Source organism: Streptomyces sp. TN58 (genome assembly GCF_001941845.1).
In the GTDB taxonomy this organism is placed as follows: Bacteria; Actinomycetota; Actinomycetes; order Streptomycetales; family Streptomycetaceae; genus Streptomyces.
On record NZ_CP018870.1, the window covers coordinates 3,359,123 to 3,378,479 of the forward strand.

General features: G+C 72.7%; 19 protein-coding genes. 7 read left to right on the forward strand and 12 right to left on the reverse strand.

Annotation, left to right across the window (positions count from 1 at the left end):
- Positions 1-11 precede the first annotated feature (11 nt).
- From BSL84_RS15165 to BSL84_RS15190, 6 genes are all read right to left on the reverse strand, one after another.
- Complete coding sequence (locus tag BSL84_RS15165) at positions 12-1,520, reverse strand: DoxX family protein (RefSeq protein ID WP_075970540.1); 1,509 nt, start codon at positions 1,518-1,520, stop codon at positions 12-14.
- A gap of 154 nt (positions 1,521-1,674) precedes the next feature.
- Positions 1,675-2,646, reverse strand: coding sequence for a 23S rRNA (guanosine(2251)-2'-O)-methyltransferase RlmB (gene rlmB / locus BSL84_RS15170; RefSeq protein ID WP_030028701.1), 972 nt, complete (start codon positions 2,644-2,646; stop codon positions 1,675-1,677).
- Positions 2,647-2,746: 100 nt separating this feature from the next.
- On the reverse strand, positions 2,747-4,147 hold the full coding sequence (gene cysS, locus BSL84_RS15175; RefSeq protein ID WP_030028699.1) for a cysteine--tRNA ligase: 1,401 nt from the start codon (positions 4,145-4,147) through the stop codon (positions 2,747-2,749).
- Between the two features lie 93 nt (positions 4,148-4,240).
- The gene (gene ispF / locus BSL84_RS15180) at positions 4,241-4,747 is read right to left on the reverse strand and encodes a 2-C-methyl-D-erythritol 2,4-cyclodiphosphate synthase (protein ID WP_045323063.1); all 507 of its coding nucleotides are present in this window, start codon (positions 4,745-4,747) and stop codon (positions 4,241-4,243) included.
- Entirely contained in the window at positions 4,737-5,483 is a 747-nt protein-coding gene (gene ispD, locus BSL84_RS15185; RefSeq protein ID WP_075970541.1) for a 2-C-methyl-D-erythritol 4-phosphate cytidylyltransferase, read from the reverse strand. Before ispD ends, ispF begins: the two co-directional genes overlap by 11 nt.
- 298 nt (positions 5,484-5,781) lie before the next feature.
- A complete protein-coding gene (locus BSL84_RS15190) occupies positions 5,782-6,264 on the reverse strand; it encodes a CarD family transcriptional regulator (RefSeq protein ID WP_003953493.1) in 483 nt (160 codons plus the stop codon).
- A 628-nt stretch (positions 6,265-6,892) separates the two neighbouring features.
- On the opposite strand from BSL84_RS15190, the gene BSL84_RS15200 reads away from it, so the two are divergent.
- Positions 6,893-7,579 carry a hypothetical protein gene (locus BSL84_RS15200; protein ID WP_045323062.1) on the forward strand — a complete coding sequence of 229 codons (687 nt, stop codon included), beginning with the start codon at positions 6,893-6,895 and terminating at the stop codon, positions 7,577-7,579.
- Positions 7,580-7,741: 162 nt separating this feature from the next.
- Here the strand turns inward: BSL84_RS15200 and BSL84_RS15205 are convergent, their stop codons facing one another.
- Positions 7,742-8,422 carry a response regulator transcription factor gene (locus BSL84_RS15205; RefSeq protein WP_030031421.1) on the reverse strand — a complete coding sequence of 227 codons (681 nt, stop codon included), beginning with the start codon at positions 8,420-8,422 and terminating at the stop codon, positions 7,742-7,744.
- Positions 8,423-8,464: 42 nt separating this feature from the next.
- Complete coding sequence (locus BSL84_RS15210; protein WP_045323061.1) at positions 8,465-9,667, reverse strand: sensor histidine kinase; 1,203 nt, start codon at positions 9,665-9,667, stop codon at positions 8,465-8,467.
- A 215-nt stretch (positions 9,668-9,882) separates the two neighbouring features.
- Here BSL84_RS15210 and phoU point away from each other — a divergent pair, with 215 nt between their 5' ends.
- The gene (gene phoU, locus BSL84_RS15215) at positions 9,883-10,560 is read left to right on the forward strand and encodes a phosphate signaling complex protein PhoU (protein ID WP_030031419.1); all 678 of its coding nucleotides are present in this window, start codon (positions 9,883-9,885) and stop codon (positions 10,558-10,560) included.
- Between the two features lie 231 nt (positions 10,561-10,791).
- The gene (locus BSL84_RS36515) at positions 10,792-10,941 is read left to right on the forward strand and encodes a hypothetical protein (protein WP_167350612.1); all 150 of its coding nucleotides are present in this window, start codon (positions 10,792-10,794) and stop codon (positions 10,939-10,941) included.
- Positions 10,942-11,033: 92 nt separating this feature from the next.
- Here the strand turns inward: BSL84_RS36515 and BSL84_RS15220 are convergent, their stop codons facing one another.
- Positions 11,034-11,594 carry a TetR/AcrR family transcriptional regulator gene (locus BSL84_RS15220; protein WP_030031091.1) on the reverse strand — a complete coding sequence of 187 codons (561 nt, stop codon included), beginning with the start codon at positions 11,592-11,594 and terminating at the stop codon, positions 11,034-11,036.
- A gap of 92 nt (positions 11,595-11,686) precedes the next feature.
- Between BSL84_RS15220 and BSL84_RS15225 the strand changes: the two genes are divergently transcribed.
- A complete protein-coding gene (locus BSL84_RS15225; RefSeq protein ID WP_075970542.1) occupies positions 11,687-12,280 on the forward strand; it encodes a DUF2867 domain-containing protein in 594 nt (197 codons plus the stop codon).
- 99 nt (positions 12,281-12,379) lie between these two features.
- Here BSL84_RS15225 and BSL84_RS15230 read toward each other — a convergent pair whose 3' ends face one another.
- Positions 12,380-13,138 (reverse strand): phosphoglyceromutase, encoded by a 759-nt coding sequence (locus BSL84_RS15230; RefSeq protein WP_030031089.1) that lies wholly within the window; start codon positions 13,136-13,138, stop codon positions 12,380-12,382.
- A 130-nt stretch (positions 13,139-13,268) separates the two neighbouring features.
- On the opposite strand from BSL84_RS15230, the gene BSL84_RS15235 reads away from it, so the two are divergent.
- On the forward strand, positions 13,269-14,654 hold the full coding sequence (locus tag BSL84_RS15235) for an MDR family MFS transporter (RefSeq protein ID WP_079273205.1): 1,386 nt from the start codon (positions 13,269-13,271) through the stop codon (positions 14,652-14,654).
- 30 nt (positions 14,655-14,684) lie between these two features.
- On the opposite strand, the gene BSL84_RS15240 is transcribed toward BSL84_RS15235, so the two are convergent.
- Entirely contained in the window at positions 14,685-15,209 is a 525-nt protein-coding gene (locus tag BSL84_RS15240; RefSeq protein WP_045323060.1) for a YbjN domain-containing protein, read from the reverse strand.
- Positions 15,202-16,587, reverse strand: coding sequence for a D-inositol-3-phosphate glycosyltransferase (gene mshA, locus BSL84_RS15245; RefSeq protein ID WP_030030772.1), 1,386 nt, complete (start codon positions 16,585-16,587; stop codon positions 15,202-15,204). The genes BSL84_RS15240 and mshA overlap by 8 nt, the downstream gene beginning before the upstream one ends.
- A 250-nt stretch (positions 16,588-16,837) precedes the next feature.
- Here mshA and BSL84_RS15250 point away from each other — a divergent pair, with 250 nt between their 5' ends.
- Together BSL84_RS15250 and BSL84_RS15255 are read left to right on the forward strand one after the other, a co-directional pair.
- Positions 16,838-17,659: a class I SAM-dependent methyltransferase gene (locus BSL84_RS15250; protein ID WP_199838725.1), complete on the forward strand. Its 822-nt coding sequence runs from the start codon at positions 16,838-16,840 to the stop codon at positions 17,657-17,659.
- A 208-nt stretch (positions 17,660-17,867) separates the two neighbouring features.
- Entirely contained in the window at positions 17,868-18,989 is a 1,122-nt protein-coding gene (locus BSL84_RS15255) for a C40 family peptidase (RefSeq protein ID WP_075970544.1), read from the forward strand.
- Positions 18,990-19,357 lie beyond the last annotated feature (368 nt).

The following is a 19,357-nucleotide window of genomic DNA, read 5'->3' on the forward strand; positions in this document are numbered from 1 at the left end:
TGGCGGAGGGCTCAGCCGATGAGCCCGCCGATCAGGCCGGGCTGCTTGGTCGGAGCTGTGCTTCCCCCGCGCGTGGTGCTCCCCGACGAGGAGGTCGGCGACTTCGGTGCCGCGGACTGCCGGGGCGTGCTGCGCGGGGTCTGCTTGCCGGTCGTGCCCCTGGTCGCGGTGGGCGACTCCGAGCCCGTCCCCGCGGTCCCCCGCGAGGGTGCGCCCGAGGCGGTCCTGCCGGCCTTGGCGGACGACTCGGACGGGGTGGGCGTCGGCGAGGACGACTGCCGGTTCGGCTGCTGTGCGGGCTGCTGCCTGGCCGGCGCCTGCGGCAGCGGGCGGCCCGGCAGGTAGTTGCTGGGAGCCTCGCCGGGACCGGGGACGGTGACCACGGTGGTGGAGCGGACGGCGCCGCCGAGGAGCGAGCCGACGAGCAGGGTGAGGCCGCAGACGACGGTCGCCATGACGGCCCCGCGCCGCAGCACGCGGCGGCGCAGCTGCCACACCTCGGAGCGGGGGCCGAGGGTGCGCCACGCCTCGCCGGCGAGCCGCCCGTCGAGGGAGTACACCGGGGCGCCCGCGATGATCAGCGGGCTCCAGGCGGCGAGGTAGATGATGTCGGGCGCGTCGTAGGCCGGGACGGTCTTCCAGCTGACCGTCATCAGCAGCGCGGCGGACAGCAGCGCCCCGAAGCAGGCGGCGAACCGCTGCCACAGGCCGAAGACCGTCAGGACGCCGACGATGACCTGGAGGAAGGCCACACTGAGCCCGGCCCCCACCGGGTGGGCGAGCGCGAAGTCGCGCAGCGGCTCGGCCAGCGCCCACGGGGTCAGGGTGTTCAGCCAGGTGACCATGGAGCCGCGCTCGCCGCCGTCGAAGTAGACGGGGTCGCACAGCTTGCCCATGCCGGCGTAGATGGAGATGAAGCCGAGGAAGACGCGCAGCGGGAGCAGCACGACGCCGAGGTTCATCCGGCGGCCGGGGTAGTAGGAGGCCTGCGCCCGGTTGTCGGCCGCGGGGCGCCGGGAGTCGGGCCCGTTGCCCGCCCCGGAGCCGGGCGGCTGCTCGTACGGGAGGTCCCGTACGGCGGCCAGCGGGCGCGTCTCGGCGGGGTCCCCGTAGCTGCGCTGGCCGACGACGGTCGGCGTGGCGAGGGTGTCCTCGGCGAGGTCGTGGGCCATGTCGACGCGCGGGATGACCTGGGTCGCGCCGCCGTCGTAGGCGTCGTGGCCGCGGACGGCCTGGAGCAGTCCGCCCATGGCCGCGGCACTGTCGCCGGTGTCGGACTTGCCGCTCCAGACCACGGGGGCCCGGCGGCGGGTGGCCCCGGCGGCGGCCACCACGGCGCCGCCCAGGACGGGTGCGCGGCCGGGGGCCTTCGCGGGCTTGGAACGCGCGCTCGGGCTCGGTGCGAGCCGCACGCGGAAGCTGGCGTGGTTGACGATGACCTGTGCGGGGTCGCACGGCACCTTGACCATGCTCAGCGCGGGCTGGTCGTCGAACCCTGACGTTCTGGTGTCCACACTCATCTAACCGAGTGATCAGTGGTTAGGACACTGCCTTGACATCAGGGATCTGTCCGAGACCCGTCAAGATCAAGCCACCCCGCCCGAAACGGGCGGGGTGGCACGCTCACGGGTCACTTTCCGTGGGCCAAGTGGATCAAGCGATCAGGTGCGGCGGTCAGGTCCGGGGCTGCGCGGCGCGGCGGCGGGCCGCCTCGTAGAGCACGACGCCCGCGGCGACACCGGCGTTGAGGGACTCGGCGCCGCCCGGCATCGGGATGCGCACGAGGTAGTCGCAGTTCTCGCCGACGAGGCGGCCCAGGCCCTTGCCCTCGGAGCCGACGACGATGACGACCGGGCCGCCGAGCGCCTCCAGGTCCTGCACCTCGTGCGTGCCCTCGGCGGCGAGGCCGACGACGGCGATGCCGGCCTTCTTGTACTCCTGCAGGGCGCGGGTGAGGTTGGTGACGCGGGAGACCGGGGTGCGGGCCGCGGTGCCGGCCGAGGTCTTCCAGGCACCGGCGGTCATACCGGCGGCGCGGCGCTCGGGGATGACCACGCCGTGGCCGCCGAAGGCGGAGACGGAGCGGACGATCGCGCCGAGGTTGCGCGGGTCGGTGACGCCGTCGAGGGCGACGATGAGGGGGTCCTCACCGTTGTCGTAGGCCTCGGCGGTGAGGTCCTCGGGGTGTGCGTACTCGTACGGCGGGACCTGGAGGACCAGGCCCTGGTGGTTGAGCCCGTTGGTCATGCGGTCGAGTTCGGGGCGCGGGGCTTCCATCAGGTTGACGTTGCCGCGCTCGGAGGCGAGCTGGAGGGCTTCGCGGACGCGCTCGTCGTTGTCGATGAACTGCTGGACGTAGAGCGTCGTGGCGGGCACGCCGTCGCGCAGCGCCTCGAAGACCGGGTTGCGGCCGACGACCATCTCGCTGGTGCCCTTGGGGCCGCCGCGGCGCGGTGCCGGACGGCGCTTGGCGGCCTGGCGGGCCATGGCGTTGGCGATGCGGTTCGCCTTGTGCTTCTTGCGGTCCTCGGCCTTGGGCGTGGGGCCCTTGCCCTCCAGGCCCTTGCGCCGCTGGCCACCGCTGCCGACCGTAGCGCCCTTCTTGTTGGACGTGCGGCGGTTCCTGCGCTGGCTGTTCCCGGCCATGACCTCTACCTGTTTCGTTGGTGCTGCGATATGTACGTATGAAGAGTGTGCCGCCCGGGGGGCCGGGCGGCACAGTCGGACTGCTCCGGGTGCCGGGGGCTCAGCGGGGGCCGAGCGTCCAGCGCGGCCCCGTCGGGCTGTCCTCGATGACCAGACCGGACTGCTGGAGCTGGTCGCGGATGGCGTCGGCGGTCGCCCAGTCCTTGCGGGACCGGGCGGACTCGCGCTGGTCCAGGACAAGGCGTACGAGCGTGTCCACGGCGCCGTGGAGGTCCTCGCCTCGGTCGCTCTCGCCGGCCCAGTGCGCGTCGAGCGGGTCCAGGCCGAGGACGCCCAGCATGGCCCGTACCTCGGACAGGCGGGCGATGGCCGCGTCCTTGTCGTCGGCGGCGAGCGCGCTGTTGCCCTGACGGACGGTGGTGTGGACGATGGCGAGCGCCTGCGGGACGCCGAGGTCGTCGTCCATGGCCTCGGCGAAGGCGGGCGGGACCTCCTCCGCCGCCTCGACCGGGCCGCCGGCCTTCTCCACGACGCGCTGGATGAAGCCCTCGATGCGGGCGAAGGCCGACTCGGCCTCGCGCAGCGCCTCCTCGCTGTACTCGATCATCGACCGGTAGTGCGGGGTGCCGAGGTAGTAGCGCAGGACGATCGGGCGCCACTGCTTGACCATCTCGGAGACGAGCACCGAGTTCCCGAGGGACTTGGACATCTTCTCGCCGGACATGGTGACCCAGGCGTTGTGGACCCAGTAGTTCGCGAACTCGTCGCCGAAGGCCTTGGCCTGGGCGATCTCGTTCTCGTGGTGCGGGAAGATCAGGTCGAGGCCGCCGCCGTGGATGTCGAAGGCCTCGCCGAGGTACTTGTGCGCCATGGCTGAGCATTCGAGGTGCCAGCCGGGACGGCCGCGGCCCCACGGGGTCTCCCAGGAGGGCTCGCCCGGCTTGACGGACTTCCACATGGCGAAGTCGCGCGGGTCGCGCTTGCCCGTCTCGCCCTCGCCGGAGGGCTGGAGCAGGTTGTCGAGCTCCTGGTTGGACAGGCTCAGGTAGCCGGGGAAGGAGCGCACGTCGAAGTAGACGTTGCCGTCGGCCTCGTAGGCGTGGCCGCGCTCGATCAGCCCGCGCATCATCTCGATCATCTCGGGGACATGGCCCGTGGCGCGCGGCTCGTAGGTGGGCCGCAGGCAGCCGAGGGCGTCGTACCCGCTGTTGAAGGCCTGCTCGTTGTCGTAGCCGATGGACCACCAGGGGCGGCCCTGCTCGGCCGACTTCGCGATGATCTTGTCGTCGATGTCGGTGACGTTGCGGATGAAGGTGACGTCGTAGCCGCGGTACTCGAACCAGCGGCGCATCATGTCGAAGTTGAGGCCCGACCGGATGTGCCCGATGTGCGGGGCCGCCTGCACGGTGGCACCACAGAGGTAGATCGAGACGCAGCCCGGGACGAGCGGGGTGAAGTCGCGGATCTGCCGGGCGTTGGTGTCGTACAGGCGAATAGTCACGGCATCCAGGGTAGTGCGCCTGTAGCAGTGCCCCGCGACCTTTGGGGCCGCGGGGCCGCTTTGTTGCCGAAGATGTGCCGTCCCCGCGGGCGTTCAGGCCCGGTTCGTCCGGTACACGAGGGCGGTGGCGATGGCCGCGAGCCCTTCGGCCCGGCCGGTGAGGCCCAGTCCGTCGGTGGTGGTGCCCGACACGGAGACGGGGGCGCCCGCGGCGGCCGCGAGCGCCTTCTGCGCCTCTTCGCGCCGCTTGCCGATCTTCGGGCGTACGCCGATCACCTGGATGGCGATGTTGCCGATCTCGAAGCCCTCCGCGCGCACGATCCGGGCGGCCTCCGCCAGCAGGGTGGTGCCGGCGGCGCCGGACCACTCGGGGCGGGAGGTGCCGAAGTGCGCGCCCAGGTCGCCGACTCCGGCGGCCGAGAAGAGGGCGTCGCAGGCGGCGTGGGCGGCGACGTCGCCGTCGGAGTGCCCGGCGAGGCCGTCCTCCCCCTCCCACAGCAGGCCGGCGCACCACAGCTCGCGGCCGGTCTCGAAGGCGTGCACGTCGGTGCCGATCCCGACGAGCGGGATCAGCGGTGCGGCGGCGGGGTCAGAACCCATCGGTGGCCCTCCTGCGGGCGAGTACGGCCTCTGCGAGGACCAGGTCGAGCGGTCGGGTGACCTTGAAGGCCTCTTCGTGTCCGGGGATCACCACGACGGGGACGCCGAGGCGTTCCACCATGCCGGCGTCGTCGGTGGCGCCCTCGCCGTCCACGGCGATCGCGGCGTGCGCCCGCAGGAGCGTGGCGAGGTCGAAGCCCTGCGGGGTCTGCACGGCGCGCAGCCGGGCCCGCGCGGGCGTGGCGACGACCGGCTCGGGCTCGCCGGGCTTCCCGGGCTCGACCTCCTTCACGGTGTCGGCCAGCGGGAGCGCGGGCACCACGGCGCGCGCGCCGTCGCGCACGGCCTCGACGACGGCGTCCACGGTGTCCACGGGGACGAGCGGGCGGGCCGCGTCGTGGATCAGTACGGAGGTGACGTCCTGCGGCAGCGCCTCCAGGCCGGCCCGTACGGACTCCTGGCGGGTCTCGCCTCCGGGGACGACGCGGACCTCGGTCCGCTCGGGCAGCGCGTGCTCGCCCAGCAGCAGGCGCACCTCGGCCGTTTCGGCGGCGGGGGCGACGACCACCACGACGGACACCGCGCGGGAGCGGGCCATCGCGCGGACGGCGTGGACGAGCATCGGGGTGCCGCCGAGGGCCCTCAGCGCCTTCGGGGCGCCGGGACCGAGGCGTACGCCGCGGCCGGCGGCCGGGATCACCGCGGCCGTGCGGCGGGGGCGCGTTTCGTCAGACATCAGTAGCTCCGAGCCAGGTTTCCGAGCCAGGTTTGTGACTTCGGCCGACATGGGTATGGCCTGAAGGGTGCCGGGTGCGACGCCCCTCGCCCCTTCCGTGACGACCGGTCGAGCAGGCTGCCCGGACCCGGCGCGCCAGTGGGAAGTACGAGTACGGCCGGGGATGCAGAAGTACGAGTACGGCTGAGGGGTGGGGATACAGACATGCCGCAGCGCCCGGCAACAGGTCTCTCCTGGGGGAGAAGCCTTGTCATCGGGCACCGCGGCAAGCTGTGCACACCGTGCACGGGGCCTCGCGTCAGGACGCGAGCACCTCGTCGAGGAGGGCCTCGGCCTTGTCCTCGTTCGTGTTCTCAGCGAGCGCGAGCTCGCTGACCAGGATCTGGCGCGCCTTCGCGAGCATGCGCTTCTCGCCCGCGGAGAGCCCGCGCTCGCGCTCACGACGCCACAGGTCACGCACCACTTCGGCGACCTTGATGACATCGCCAGAAGCGAGCTTCTCCAGATTTGCCTTGTAGCGCCGGGACCAGTTCGTCGGCTCTTCTGCATACGGTGCACGAAGCACCTCGAAGACCCGGTCCAGCCCGTCCTGGCCGACTACGTCGCGAACGCCGACGAACTCCGCATTGTCCGCAGGCACACGAACCGTCAGGTCGCCCTGGGCGACCTTGAGCACCAAGTAGGTCTTGTCCACGCCTTTGATCTGGCGAGTCTCAATGGCCTCGATCAGCGCGGCCCCGTGATGGGGATAGACCACGGTGTCGCCAACCTTGAACGTCATGTGACAGGTACCCCTTCCGTGGCTATCCAGGGTAACACGAGAACTGACCGTTATGAATGGCGTTTTCGCAGGTCAGGGCACATCTCGGGGCTTGACAACAGCAACAGGAACGTGCTGCGGAAGGGTTCCGGAAGGGGGTATTCGCAGGTCGGGGGCGCTGCGCGGACCAGGCGAAAGCGCCGCGCCGCGCCCCTCGCGCACCCCCACCAGTGTGACGTACGTCCCGTTTTGCCGGGTTGGGCGTCGGGAAACCGAACTGCTCCGTTCGGCTGGCGGGGACGCGTGCGGCAGCGGGTTCCGGCCCAATCCGGAATTGATCACCGAGGGGTGTTCGAGGGAATCCCGGAATTGATCAACGGGCGGCGGCCGCACGATATGCGAGCCCCACATGATCGGCGAGGTGAACGGCAAGGGTGAACCGCGGCCGGAATGCAAGATCGTGGACCGCCCCCAGGGCGGCCGCCCCCCTGCGGAGGGTCGGGTGCGGGGGCGGGGCGGCGGCTCGGTAACCTAAGCGCGCTGACACACCCTTAGAGCGGCTTTACCTCGGCCGTTCCGGGGGTACCTCCCAGCGGTTGCCGGGAGAGCCCACCCTCCGTTTCCGTTCGTCCAAGGAGTTGCCGCCGCCGTGAGCCGCAGCCTTCGACGCGGCGCCCTCGCCGCCACCGCCGTCGTGTTCTCGATCGCCTCGCTGGCCGCATGCGGTGCGGGCAACGACGCGCAGACTCTCCAGATCAAGCCGGACAACGCCGCCGCAACCAAGGGCGACATCGAGATCCAGAACGCTCTGGTGATCACCCAGGGCGAGAAGGACAAGAAGGGCCCGGCCGTCGTCTCGGCGACCGTCTTCAACAACGGAACCAAGGCACAGACGCTTGACGGCATCACCCTTGCGGATGGCAAGGGCAAGGTCGCGCTGAAGCCGGCCGCGGGCGGCGACAAGATCACCGTGCCGGCCGGCGGCTCCGTGGTGCTCGGCGGCGCGGGCAACGCCTCCGCCGTGATCGAGAACGGCTCCGAGGCCGCCAAGAACGGCGACGTGCAGAAGGTCGTCTTCCAGCTGAGCAGCACCGGCGGCGTGGAGCTGCAGGCCTTCGTGGTCCCGGCCACCGGGATGTACGCGGGCTTCGGCCCGTCCGCCGCTCCCTCCGCCACCCCGGCGGCCACCGCGTCCGGCAGCCCGGCCGCCAGCCCGGCCGCCGGCGCCACCCCCTCCGGCAGCGCCTCGGGCGCGGCCTCCGGCGCCGCGTCGAAGTCGCCCTCGGGGGCGGCCGCTTCCCCGTCGGGCTCCGCCTCGCACGCCGCGGGCCACTGATCCGGGTCACGGCGTAGCTCCGTACGCCCACGGTCCGCACGCATACGCGAAGGGCCCCCGTCCGCACCAGCGGGCGGGGGCCCTTCGCGTCGCCGCGGCGCAGACCCCGCCCCGGACGCCTCCGGACTCCTAACGGTCCGCGGGAGCCCCGGGGGGGCCCGCTCACGGCTCGAACTTGTAGCCGAGGCCGCGGACGGTGACCAGGTAGCGCGGCGCGCCCGGGTCCGGCTCGATCTTCGCGCGCAGGCGCTTGACGTGGACGTCGAGGGTCTTGGTGTCGCCGACGTAGTCAGCGCCCCAGACCCGGTCGATCAGCTGCATACGGGTCAGCACGCGGCCCGCGTTGCGCAGCAGCATCTCCAGCAGGTCGAACTCCTTCAGCGGGAGGTCCACCTTGTCGCCGGCCACGGTGACCACGTGCCGGTCGACGTCCATCCGTACCGGGCCGGCCTCCAGGGCCGCCGGGGTCACCTCCTCGGGCTCTCCGCGACGGCGCAGGACCGCGCGGATGCGTGCGACCAGCTCGCGCGAGGAGAAGGGCTTGGTGACGTAGTCGTCCGCTCCTATCTCCAGCCCGACGACCTTGTCGATCTCGCTGTCCTTGGCGGTCACCATGATCACGGGGACGTTGGAGCGGCCGCGCAGCTGCCGGCAGACCTCGGTGCCGGGCAGACCGGGCAGCATCAGGTCGAGGAGGACGAGGTCGGCGCCGTTGCGCTCGAACTCGTCGAGACCGTCGGGGCCGGTCGCCGCGATGGCGACCTCGAACCCCTCCTTGCGGAGCATGTAGGACAGGGCGTCGCTGAAGGATTCCTCATCCTCGACGACGAGCACTCGGGTCACGGAAGGGACCTCCGGGGCAGGGATGGCTGGAGCTGTGGTGGTTCAGGCTGGGGTCGGGTGGGCGCTGGGGGCCGCAGGGGCGGGGGCGGAGGCGGCGGCCTCGGGCAGCCGCAGGGTGAAGGTGGAGCCCTGGCCCTCCGAGCTCCACACCGACACCTCGCCGCCGTGCGAGGCGGCCACGTGCTTGACGATCGCGAGGCCGAGGCCGGTTCCACCGGTGGCGCGGGAGCGGGCCGGGTCCACACGGTAGAAGCGTTCGAATATCCGCTCGCGGTCCTTCTCCGGGATGCCGATGCCCTGGTCGGTCACGGCGATCTCGATCAGGTCCCCGCCGGGAGCCGTCACCCTACGTGCGGCGATTCCGACGCGGGTGCGGGCGGGGCTGTAGTTGACGGCGTTCTCGACGAGGTTGCCGAGGGCGGCCGCGAGCTGTCCGCGGTTGCCCCATACGCGCAGGTCGGAGGTGCCGCCGACGGCCATGGTGATCTGCTTGGAGGTCGCCGCCTGGCGGCAGCGGTCGACGGCCTCGGCGACCAGCGTGTCCACGCGGACGGGCTCGGCGTCCTCCAGCGGGTCGTCGTTCTGCACCCGGGAGAGGTCGATGAGCTCCTGCACGAGGTTGATCAGCCGGGTGGACTCGATCTGCATGCGGCCGGCGAAGCGGCTGACCGCCTCGGGGTCGTCCGCGGCGTCCATGACGGCCTCGGACAGCAGGGAGATCGCCCCGACCGGGGTCTTCAGCTCGTGGGAGACGTTGGCGACGAAGTCGCGGCGTACCGCCTCGATGCGGCGGGCCTCGGTGAGGTCCTCGACCAGGAGGAGGACCAGCCGGGAGCCGAGCGGGGCGACGCGCGCGGAGACGGCGAGGGCCTCGCCCCGGCCGGTTCCGCGACGGGGCAGGTCCAGCTCGACCTGCCGTATCTCCCCGTCGCGGCGGGTCTCGCGGGCCATGTGGAGCATGGGTTCGACGGCCAGCTTGCCGCCGCGTACGAGCCCTAGGGCATAGGCGGCGGACGAGGCCTTGACGACGGCGTCGCCCTCGTCGAGGACCACGGCGGAGGAGCGGAGGACGGACAGCACGGTGTCCACGCCCGGCGGCAGTATGGCGTTGATGTCGGGCCGCATGGAGCTCCGGGTGGGGCGCGCCTGGTCGCGCTCGCTCCACCGGAACGCCAGCATGGCGATGACGCCGGTGCACAGACCGGCGATCGCCGCAGCTGCGGCGACCGCCGCGTTCACGTCCATGGATCCAGGTTAAGCAGGCACGACACCACTTCCACAGCGGTCCGGGGGGCACCTCGAACAGTCGTCGCCCAGAGTTCACCCCGGCGACGGGGTTGATTCACCTGCGGTGCCGGAGTCGGACGCGTTCGCGGCGCAGCGTGCGGACATGGGGCGGAAGGCCGCTCCGGACCGCCCGGGCACAGCCTCAGCAGTAGGCCGAGAGAGGGACACCAGACATGCGCGACGCGTACCACGAGGAACTGGACTCGATCGGAGAAAGCCTGGTCGAGATGGCCCGGCTCGTCGGTTCCGCGATCGGGCGGGCCACGACGTCCATGCTCGACGCCGACCTCAAGCTCGCCGAGAGCGTCATCGCCGCCGACCGGAAGGTCGACGACCTCCAGCACGACCTGGAGGCCCGTGCCATCGCCCTCCTGGCCCGCCAGCAGCCGGTCGCCACCGACCTGCGGATCGTGGTGACCTCGCTGCGCATGAGCGCCGACCTGGAGCGCGCCGGCGACCTGGCCCAGCACGTGGCGAAGCTCGCCCGGCTGCGCTTCCCCGACAGGGCCGTGCCGCAGGACCTGCACGCGACGATCCTGGAGATGGGGCAGCTGGCGCAGCGCCTGATGGCGAAGGCGGCCCAGGTCATCATCACGAAGGACGTCGACCTGGCGCTCCAGCTGGAGCAGGACGACGACGCGATGGACCTGCTGCACCGCACGCTGTTCCAGCACCTGATGGACGACCGCTGGAAGCACGGCATCGAGACGGCGGTGGACGTGACGCTGCTCGGGCGCTACTACGAGCGCTTCGCGGACCACGCGGTGTCGGTGGCCAAGCGCGTGGTCTACCTGGTGACGGGCGAGCACGCGGACGACCTCCAGCAGCCGACCCCGGCCGAGGGCGACTGACGCGGCCCGGCCGCGTCCCCGCCGTTCCGGGCGGCCGGGACCTGGCGACGGGCGACGGGCGGGGGGCCGGGCGGCGGTTGGCGAGCCGGGCGCGGTTGGCGGGCGGGGCGGGCGGCCCCGAGCTTCCGTGCGCCGTTGACGCGCCCGCGGAGCTGGGCATGAATGAGGGCGAGGCGGTCAGTCGCACGAAGTCCCGTATGCCGCGGGGCCCCGCCTCCTGGAGGAGGAACCATGCCCGATTCCCCCGTCCCCATCACCCCGGAGCAGGAGCAGCCGCCGAAGCCCGAGCCGCTGCGGCTCCCGCTGCTCGCGGCCTGCGGCTGCGGCTCCGGCTGCGGCTGCGGCTGCCAGTCCGGTGCCCCCTGCCAGTGCGGCGGCTGACCGGGCCCACCCGGCCGGCCACGCGAAGGGGCCTCCTGCCCGCGGACTCCCGCGGCGGGGGGCCTTTCGCGCGCCCGGCACACCTCCGGCGGTCAGCGCAGGAGCCACTTGCGGGTGAGCTCCATGACCTCCGCGCGGCTGCGGCCGCCGTGGTCCGCCGCGATGAAGTGGGAGCCGATCCGCAGGGAGAAGGTGATCAGGGAGCGGACCTCGACGTCGTCCTCGTCGGCGCAGAAGGCGCGGAACAGCGAGCGCAGGTACTCCATGCGCCGGCTGTCGGCGCGGCGCAGCCGCTCGGCGACGGACTCGTCCCGGCGCGCCCAGTCGCGGATCGCCAGGTCGGCGTCGACGCCGACCACCGGCCCTTCCTCGTACGAGGCGACGATCGTGAACAGCCGGTCCAGGCGCGCCCGGGCGTCTCCCCCGCCGCTCTCGACCAGCTCGATCACCGCCTCGGTGACCTCCCGCTCCCAGGTGTCGAGCATCTCGGTGAGCAGCGCGCCCCGGCTGCCGAAGTAGCCGTAGAAGCCGCCCTTGCTGACGCCGAGCGCCTGCGCGAGCGCCTCGACGCGGACGGCCTCCGGGCCGCCGGCCGCCAGTGCCCGCAGTCCCTCCTCGATCCATCTGCCGCGTGGCGTGCGGGTCGCGCCCATGGTCCGTCCTCTCACCCGACCCGTCTATACGGTGCCGTATAGATGGGTGCTAACCTCGGTCTATACGGCATCGTATAGATAGGGGCTTGCGCATGAGACTCCCCAGTTCCGCCCACACCTCGCGCCCGTGGCGCATCCACGAGATCGCCGGCGACTTCCGGCTTGAGGACGTGTGGGCCCTGCCGACCCCCGGCGGGCCCGACGACCTCGCCCGCCTGGTACGCCAGTTCGCGCGGGGCACGGGGGACCCCGTCCCCTCCTTCCTGGGACGGGCGCTCTTCGCGATCCGGTGGAAGCTCGGCGCCCTGCTCGGCTGGGACACGCCGTCCGGCGGCCTCCGCTCCCGGGTACCGACGCTCCGCGACCGGCTGCCGGCGGACCTCCGCGAGGGCGAGCGGGGCCCGGACCTCGTCGCGGCCCCGTTCACGTCCGTCTACCAGACGCACGACGAGTGGGCGGCGGAGATGGCCAACAAGACCATGCACGGCGTGATGCACATCGGCTGGGTACCGGACGGCGACGGCGGGTACCGCGGCCAGATGGCCGTCCTGGTGAAACCCAACGGCCTGATGGGCGCGGCCTACATGCTGGCCATCAAGCCCTTCCGCTACGTGGGCGTCTACCCGGCCCTGCTCCGCTCGATAGGCGAGGAGTGGCGCAGGAGCACCCCGGCCGCCGCGGACTGACCCGGAGGAACGCGGACCGACCCGGAGGAGCACCGAGAAGCCCCCGCCCGCTGCGAGAACAGCGGACGGGGGCTTCTGCGCGGCTCAGGAGGCCGGAGGCTACTTCTTGCCCTGGTTCTTGACGGCCTCGATGGCGGCCGCGGCCGCGGCCGGGTCGAGGTAGGTGCCGCCCGGGTTGAGGGGCTTGAAGTCGGCGTCGAGCTCGTAGACGAGCGGGATGCCGGTCGGGATGTTCAGGCCCGTGATGTCCTCGTCGGAGATGCTGTCGAGGTGCTTGACCAGACCGCGCAGCGAGTTGCCGTGCGCGGCCACCAGGACCGTGCGGCCCGCCAGCAGGTCGGGGACGATGCCGTCGTACCAGTACGGCAGCATGCGCTCGACGACGTCCTTCAGGCACTCGGTGCGCGGGCGCAGCTCGTTGGGGATCGACGCGTAGCGCGGGTCCTCGGACTGGGAGAACTCCGTACCGTCCTGGAGCACCGGCGGCGGGGTGTCGTAGGAGCGGCGCCACAGCATGAACTGCTCCTCGCCGAACTCCGCGAGGGTCTGCGCCTTGTCCTTGCCCTGCAGCGCGCCGTAGTGGCGCTCGTTCAGGCGCCAGGAGCGGTGCACCGGGATCCAGTGGCGGTCCGCGGACTCCAGCGCGAGCTGCGCGGTGCGGATGGCGCGCTTCTGGAGGGAGGTGTGCAGAACGTCGGGCAGCAGGCCGGCGTCCTTCAGCAGCTCACCGCCACGGACCGCCTCCTTCTCGCCCTTCTCGGTGAGGTTGACGTCCACCCAGCCGGTGAACAGGTTCTTCGCGTTCCATTCGCTCTCGCCGTGGCGGAGGAGGATCAGCTTGTACGGTGCGTCGGCCATGCGTACGAGCCTAATGGACGCGCGAGGGTGTCGATTGACGGCTCGGGTCAATTGGGTGGCGCCCCGAGCCCGCCCCCTCGTAATGTGCACAGCGCCAGAGCGGCACTTACACTCTCGGGGGGATTTCCGTATGTCCGCTGCCAGTCTGATCCGGGCTGCCCGGGAGAGCGTCTCGGGGCTGCCCCGGGCGTTCTGGTGGCTCTGGACGAGCACGCTCGTGAACCGGCTCGGGGCCTTCGTCGCCACCTTCATGACCTTGTACCTGACGCTGGACCGCGGCTACTCGGCCTCCTTCGCGGGACTCGTCGTCGCCCTCCACGGGCTGGGCGGTGTGGTGTCCTCCCTGGTCGCGGGGGTGATGACCGACCGCCTGGGGCGGCGCCCGACGCTGCTGGCGGCCCAGGCCTCGACCGCCCTCTCGGTGGCGCTGCTGGGCTTCATGGAGGACCCGGCGGCGATCGCGGCGGTGGCGCTGCTGGTCGGCATGACCTCGAACGCCTCCCGCCCGGCGGTCGCGGCGATGATGGCGGACATCGTCCGCCCCGAGGACCGGGTACGTGCCTTCGCGCTCAACTACTGGGCCATCAACCTCGGCTTCGCCGTCAGCGCGACCGCGGCGGGACTGATCGCCGAGCACAGCTACCTGGCCGGCTTCCTCGGCGAGGCAGCCCTCACGCTGGTCTGCGCGGTGCTGGTCTACGTCAAGCTGCCCGAGTCCCGCCCCGCGGGCGGCGCCGCCGCGGCCGGCGCCCCCGGCAAGACGGGCGCCGGTACGGAGATCGGGCTGGGGACGGTGCTGCGGGACGGGCGGTTCATGGGTGTGGTCGGCCTGTCGTTCCTGATCTCGCTGATCTTCACGCAGGGCTCTGTGGGCCTGCCGGTCGCGATGGGGTCCGCCGGGTTCTCACCCGGGGACTACGGCCTCGTCATCGCCGTGAACGGCCTGCTGATCGTGGTGCTGCAGATCCCCGTCACCCGCCTCATCGAGCACCGCGACCCGCAGCGGCTGCTGGTCGTCTCGGCGCTGCTGGCCGGCTACGGATTCGCGCTGACGGCATTCGCCGGGCCGCTGTGGGCGTACGCGCTGACGGTGTGCGTGTGGACGCTCGCCGAGATCGTCAACTCGCCGACCCAGATGAGCCTGGTGGTACGTCTCTCGCCGGTGCACGGGCGCGGGCGCTACCAGGGCGTCTACACGATGTCCTGGTCGGTGGCCGCGCTGGTGGCGCCCCTGATGGCGGGCTTCATGATCGACCGCTGGGGCGCGGGCCGGCTGTGGGCGGCCACGGGCGTACTGGGCACGGTGGCGGCGGCCGGCTACTGGCTGCTGATGCGCAACCTGCCCGACGGGGACCGGGATACGCGGCCGACAGCGGCCGGCGGCGGCGCCGCCGACCCGGAGGCGGTGGCGGTGGCGGTGGCGGAAGCACCGCACACCGGACCGGCGCCCGCGCCCGCCGGGCCCGCTGCCACCGGACCGGCTCCCACCGGCCCTGACCCGGTCCGGGCGGGCTGACCGGCGCCGGCGGTCGGGGGGCCGCCGGCGTCAGTCGGCCGGGCCGCCGCCGGGCGCGGCCGCCGACTCGTCCTGCGGGCGCGTCAGGTGCTTGAAGGCGTCGAGGTTGAAGGTCGGCTCGCCGCGCGAGACCCGCCACTCGTACTCGCGCCGGATCGCGCTCGCGAAGCCCAGCTCCAGCAGGGTGTTGAAGGAACCGTCCGCGGCCTCCAGCACCGTGCCGAGCAGCCGGTCCAGCTCCTCCGGGGTGACCACCGATAGGGGCAGGCGGGCCGTCAGGTAGATGTCGCCGAGGCGGTCCACCGCGTACGCCATCCCGTACAGCTTGAGGTTGCGCTCCAGCAGCCAGCGGTGGACGCCCGCCTCGTTCTCGTCGGGGTGGCGGATCACGAAGGCGTTGACCGACAGCGAGTGCCGGCCGACCCGGATCGAGCAGGTGGTGCTGAGCTTGCGCGTACCGGGGAGCTGGACGACGTAGGTGCCCGGCCGGGGGCTCTCCCAGCTCAGCTCCGCGCCGGTGAGCGCGCTCTCGATGATCTCGGCGGTGTCAGCCATGGTGGGAGCGTACGCGACGGCGGTGATCGTGCATCGCCGCCGTGTAGACGTCCGCCGTGCCGGCGGCGGCCGTGTCCCAGCCGAAGAACTGCGCGTGCCGCGCCGCCTCGGCCCCCATCCGGTCCGCGAGCCGGGGCTCGTCGACGAAGCGGCGCAGCTGCCGCGCGTAGTCCGCCGGGTCGTGTCCGGGTACGAGGATCCCCGTGACGCCGTCGTCGACGGCGACGGGCAGCCCGCCGACCTCGGCGGCCAGCACCGGGGTGCCGGCGGCCTGGGCCTCTATCGCGACGAGCCCGAAGGACTCGCTGTAGGACGGCATGACGAGCACGGACGCCGCCCGGAACCAGTCGGCGAGGCCGTCCTGGGCGACCGGCGGGTGGAAGTGCACGAGGTCGGCGATCCCCAGCTGCGCGGCGAGCTTCTGCAGGCCCTCGGGCTTGGCGAGGCCGCTGCCGCTCGGGCCGCCGACGACGGGGACGAAGAGGCGGCGGCGCAGCGAGGGGTCGCGGTCGACGAGGACGGCCACGGCGCGCAGCAGGATGTCCGGGGCCTTCAGCGGCTGGATGCGCCCGGCGAAGAGGGGTATGACGGCGTCCTGCGGGAGGCCGAGGCGGGCCCGGGCGGCGGCCCGGCCGTCGCCGACGGTGAAGCGGTCGAGGTTCACGCCGGGGTGTACGACGGCCACCTTGGCGGGGTCGGCCTCGTAGTGGCGGACGAGCTCGTCGGCTTCCTCGGCGGTGTTGGCGATGAGGCGGTCGGCGGCGGAGACGATCTGGGTCTCGCCGATGACGCGGGCGGCGGGCTCGGGGGTGTCGCCCTCGGCCAGCGCCGCGTTCTTGACCTTGGCCATGGTGTGCATGGCGTGGACGAGGGGCACGCCCCAGCGTTCGGCGGCGAGCCAGCCCACGTGCCCGGAGAGCCAGTAGTGGGAGTGGACGAGGTCGTAGTAGCCGGGGCGGTGGCCGGCCCAGGCCTGCATCACGCCGTGGGTGAAGGCGCACAGCTGGGCCGGGAGCTCCTCCTTGGCGAGGCCCTCGTAGGGGCCGGCGTCCACATGGCGTACGAGGACGCCGGGGGCCAGCTCCACCACGGGCGGGAGCCCGCCGGTGGTGGCGCGGGTGAAGATCTCGACGTCGATGTTGATCGCGGCGAGTCGGCGGGCCAGCTCCACGATGTAGACGTTCATCCCGCCGGCGTCTCCGGTGCCGGGCTGGTGCAGCGGTGAGGTGTGCACGCTGAGCATGGCCACGCGGCGCGGTTTGCGGTGGTGGCCGACGGCCGGCAGGCGCAGCCGGGGCGGTTCGTGGCGGGTGGCGGCGCGGGCGGCGGCGAGGCGCCCGCTGAGGCTGCCGCCGAGGCGGGACACGTACTGGCTCAAGGAAGCGCTTCCTCTCGGCTCGGACGGTGCGCGCTCGGACGCTCGGACGGCATGGCTGACGGCATGGCTGCGGGGGCGCGTGGGGCGCCCTGCAAGGAGTGCAACCCGGATGGCCGTCCCCCGCATTCCGGGGTGCCCGGTTTTCCTGCGCCTCCCCCCTGTTTCTTGGTGCTTTCTTGGGGCGCGGCGGGCTTTTGCGGGCGTGCGGGCGGTTTTCACCGCGCGGGGGCGCTCCGCTTACCCTCGGCTCATGGCCTCCCGCAGTACCCCGTCACCCAGCCGCGCCCCCGGCCGTCCTGTGGGTTCGGTGACGCGCGGGACGACGAACCCGAACCGGCTGCGCCGGATGGACCGCTGGATCGCGGCCGCCCACGGGGCGGCGCTGCGCCGTGCGGGGGACGCGGTGGCGGTGGACCTCGGCTACGGGGCCGCGCCGTGGACGGCGGTCGAGCTGCTGGCGCGGCTGCGCGACGCGGCGCCGCGGGTGCGGGTGGTCGGCATCGAGATCGAGCCGGCCCGGGTGGCCGGGGCGAAGCCGTACGAGCGGGAGGGGCTGAGCTTCCGGCACGGCGGCTTCGAGGTCCCGCTGGACGGCGGGGAGCGGGCGATGCTGATCCGCGCGGCGAACGTACTGCGCCAGTACGACGAGGAGCAGGTCGCCGAGGTCTGGGCACGGCTGTGCGCGCGGCTGGCGCCGGGCGGCCTGCTGGTGGAGGGGACCTGCGACGAGATCGGACGGCGGCACGTGTGGGTGGCGCTGGGGCCGGAGGGGCCGCGCACGGTGACGTTCGCGACCCGGCTCGGCTCCCTGGAGCGCCCCTCGGACCTCGCGGAGCGGCTGCCGAAGGCACTGATCCACCGGAACGTGCCGGGTGAGCCGGTTTACGCGTTCCTGCGGGACTTCGACCGGGCCTGGGCCGCGGCGGCGCCGTACGCCTCGTACGGGGCGCGGCAGCGCTGGATCCGGACGGCGCGGGCGCTGTCCGCGGACTGGCCGCTGGCGGACGGTCCGGGGCGGTGGCGGCAGGGGGAACTGACGCTGCGCTGGGAGGCGTTGCGCCCGGTGGGGTGAATGCGGTGCGGCGGGGAACCGGGGGCGCGGGTGCCCCGTTGATCCGTGAGGGGCAGGGCTCGGGGTCCGTTGGGGCAGACAAGATCGAAACGGTATCCACAAGGGTGTCGGAATTCATCGACTCGTGGCACCATCCCGATGGCAGTGCGAAGTTACTGATGAATAGTCAGATCTGAGTCCAGGTCTGGCTCGGGTGCCTGGGGGGACCATGGGGTCGGTAAGGCGACGGCGAGGCGCAAGCACGCTCGTGCTGCTGTGCGCGATGGCGGTGCTGGCGGCGCCGGACCTGGCGACGGGCACGGCATACGCGGCTCCGGCCGCACCGGGGGCTCCGGCCGCACCGGGGGCTCCGGCCGCACCGGGGGCTCCGGCCGCTCCCCTGCCGGGGCCGGGCGGCAAGTCCCTGGAGCAGGTCCGCAAGGACATCGACGAGCTGTACAGGCAGGCGGGCTCCGCCACGGACGCCTACAACCTCGCCGAGGCCGAGACCAAGGCCCAGTCGGACAAGATCGTCGAGATCGCCAACCTGGTCGTCGCGGGCAAGGAGCGGATCGCCACGCTCAAGAACCGCGCGGGCGCCGCGGCCCGCGCACAGTACCGCGCGGGCGGCCTGCCGCCGGGCGCGCGGCTGGCGTTGAGCGACGACCCGAACCAGTTCCTGGACGGGGCGGGCCGGTTGCGGCAGGGCGAGAAGGCCGCCTCGGACCTCCTGTCCGAACTGGACCGCACCCAGACCGACTTGCAGCGCTACGCGGAGGAGGCGAGCGAGCGCTGGAAGAAGCTGGAGGCGAACCGGGTCAAGCAGGAGGAGTCCAAGAAGCAGATCGAGGAGAAGATCAAGGCGGCGGAGGAGCTGGAGAGCAAGCTGGAGGCCGAGGAGAAGGCCCGGCTGATCCAGCTGGAGCAGGAAGCCCAGTACCGGGCGCAGACGGCATGGCTGTCCACGGGCGCGATGAAGGACGTCAACGGCAAGGCGACCGACGCCGGCAAGCGGGCCGTGCAGTTCGCCACCGCCCAGATGGGCAAGCCGTACAAGTGGGGCGCGGTGGGCCCGGACTCCTTCGACTGCTCCGGGCTGACCTCGCAGGCCTGGCGCGCGGCGGGGCGCGGCATCCCGCGCACCTCGCAGGAGCAGCTGCGGCTGCTGCCGAAGGTGGCGCTCAAGGACATGCGGCCCGGGGACCTGATCATCTACTTCGACGACGCGAGCCATGTCGGCATGTACGTGGGGGACGGTGCGATGGTGCACGCGCCGCGGCCCGGGCGCGATGTGACGCTGGCCGGAGCGGGCTCCATGCCGATCAAGGCGGTGGTCCGCCCGGACGCCTGACCCTTGCCCTGGCCGGGCGCTGCCCCTGCCCTCCGGCTGCGGGCCGGTGGCTGCGCCTCAATCGCCGGCGGGGCTGGGTCTGGTGCCCCTGATCGGGGTCGGTTGTGGGGGGTGGGGGTGCGGGGCCGCCGGGGGTGTCTCCTCGGCTCGCGCGGTGCCGCACCTCTCGGCCATACCCGGTGGTGCGCGCTCGTCCTGCGGGGACACCCCCCACCGTCCCCACACCCCCACCCCGGCCGCCCCGCCCGGCGTCCGGGCCGTGGGGTGGGGACACTCCGGGGGCTCCCCGCAGGCCGAGGCGCAACCACCGGGTAGGGCCGAGAAGTGCAGAACGCGCCGAGCCGAGGAGAGCCCCCGGAGGGGCACCA

What these genes read in the sequence shown, in the direction of transcription:
- BSL84_RS15165 (WP_075970540.1), bottom strand. Translation starts at nt 1,520, where the DNA reads ATGAGTGTGGACACCAGAACGTCAGGGTTCGACGACCAGCCCGCGCTG.
- rlmB (WP_030028701.1), bottom strand. Translation starts at nt 2,646, where the DNA reads ATGGCCGGGAACAGCCAGCGCAGGAACCGCCGCACGTCCAACAAGAAG.
- ispF (WP_045323063.1), bottom strand. Translation starts at nt 4,747, where the DNA reads ATGGGTTCTGACCCCGCCGCCGCACCGCTGATCCCGCTCGTCGGGATC.
- ispD (WP_075970541.1), bottom strand. Translation starts at nt 5,483, where the DNA reads ATGTCTGACGAAACGCGCCCCCGCCGCACGGCCGCGGTGATCCCGGCC.
- BSL84_RS15190 (WP_003953493.1), bottom strand. Translation starts at nt 6,264, where the DNA reads ATGACGTTCAAGGTTGGCGACACCGTGGTCTATCCCCATCACGGGGCC.
- BSL84_RS15210 (WP_045323061.1), bottom strand. Translation starts at nt 9,667, where the DNA reads ATGGACGTGAACGCGGCGGTCGCCGCAGCTGCGGCGATCGCCGGTCTG.
- phoU (WP_030031419.1), top strand. Translation starts at nt 9,883, where the DNA reads ATGCGCGACGCGTACCACGAGGAACTGGACTCGATCGGAGAAAGCCTG.
- BSL84_RS36515 (WP_167350612.1), top strand. Translation starts at nt 10,792, where the DNA reads ATGCCCGATTCCCCCGTCCCCATCACCCCGGAGCAGGAGCAGCCGCCG.
- BSL84_RS15220 (WP_030031091.1), bottom strand. Translation starts at nt 11,594, where the DNA reads ATGGGCGCGACCCGCACGCCACGCGGCAGATGGATCGAGGAGGGACTG.
- BSL84_RS15225 (WP_075970542.1), top strand. Translation starts at nt 11,687, where the DNA reads ATGAGACTCCCCAGTTCCGCCCACACCTCGCGCCCGTGGCGCATCCAC.
- BSL84_RS15230 (WP_030031089.1), bottom strand. Translation starts at nt 13,138, where the DNA reads ATGGCCGACGCACCGTACAAGCTGATCCTCCTCCGCCACGGCGAGAGC.
- BSL84_RS15235 (WP_079273205.1), top strand. Translation starts at nt 13,269, where the DNA reads ATGTCCGCTGCCAGTCTGATCCGGGCTGCCCGGGAGAGCGTCTCGGGG.
- BSL84_RS15240 (WP_045323060.1), bottom strand. Translation starts at nt 15,209, where the DNA reads ATGGCTGACACCGCCGAGATCATCGAGAGCGCGCTCACCGGCGCGGAG.
- BSL84_RS15250 (WP_199838725.1), top strand. Translation starts at nt 16,838, where the DNA reads ATGGCCTCCCGCAGTACCCCGTCACCCAGCCGCGCCCCCGGCCGTCCT.
- BSL84_RS15255 (WP_075970544.1), top strand. Translation starts at nt 17,868, where the DNA reads ATGGGGTCGGTAAGGCGACGGCGAGGCGCAAGCACGCTCGTGCTGCTG.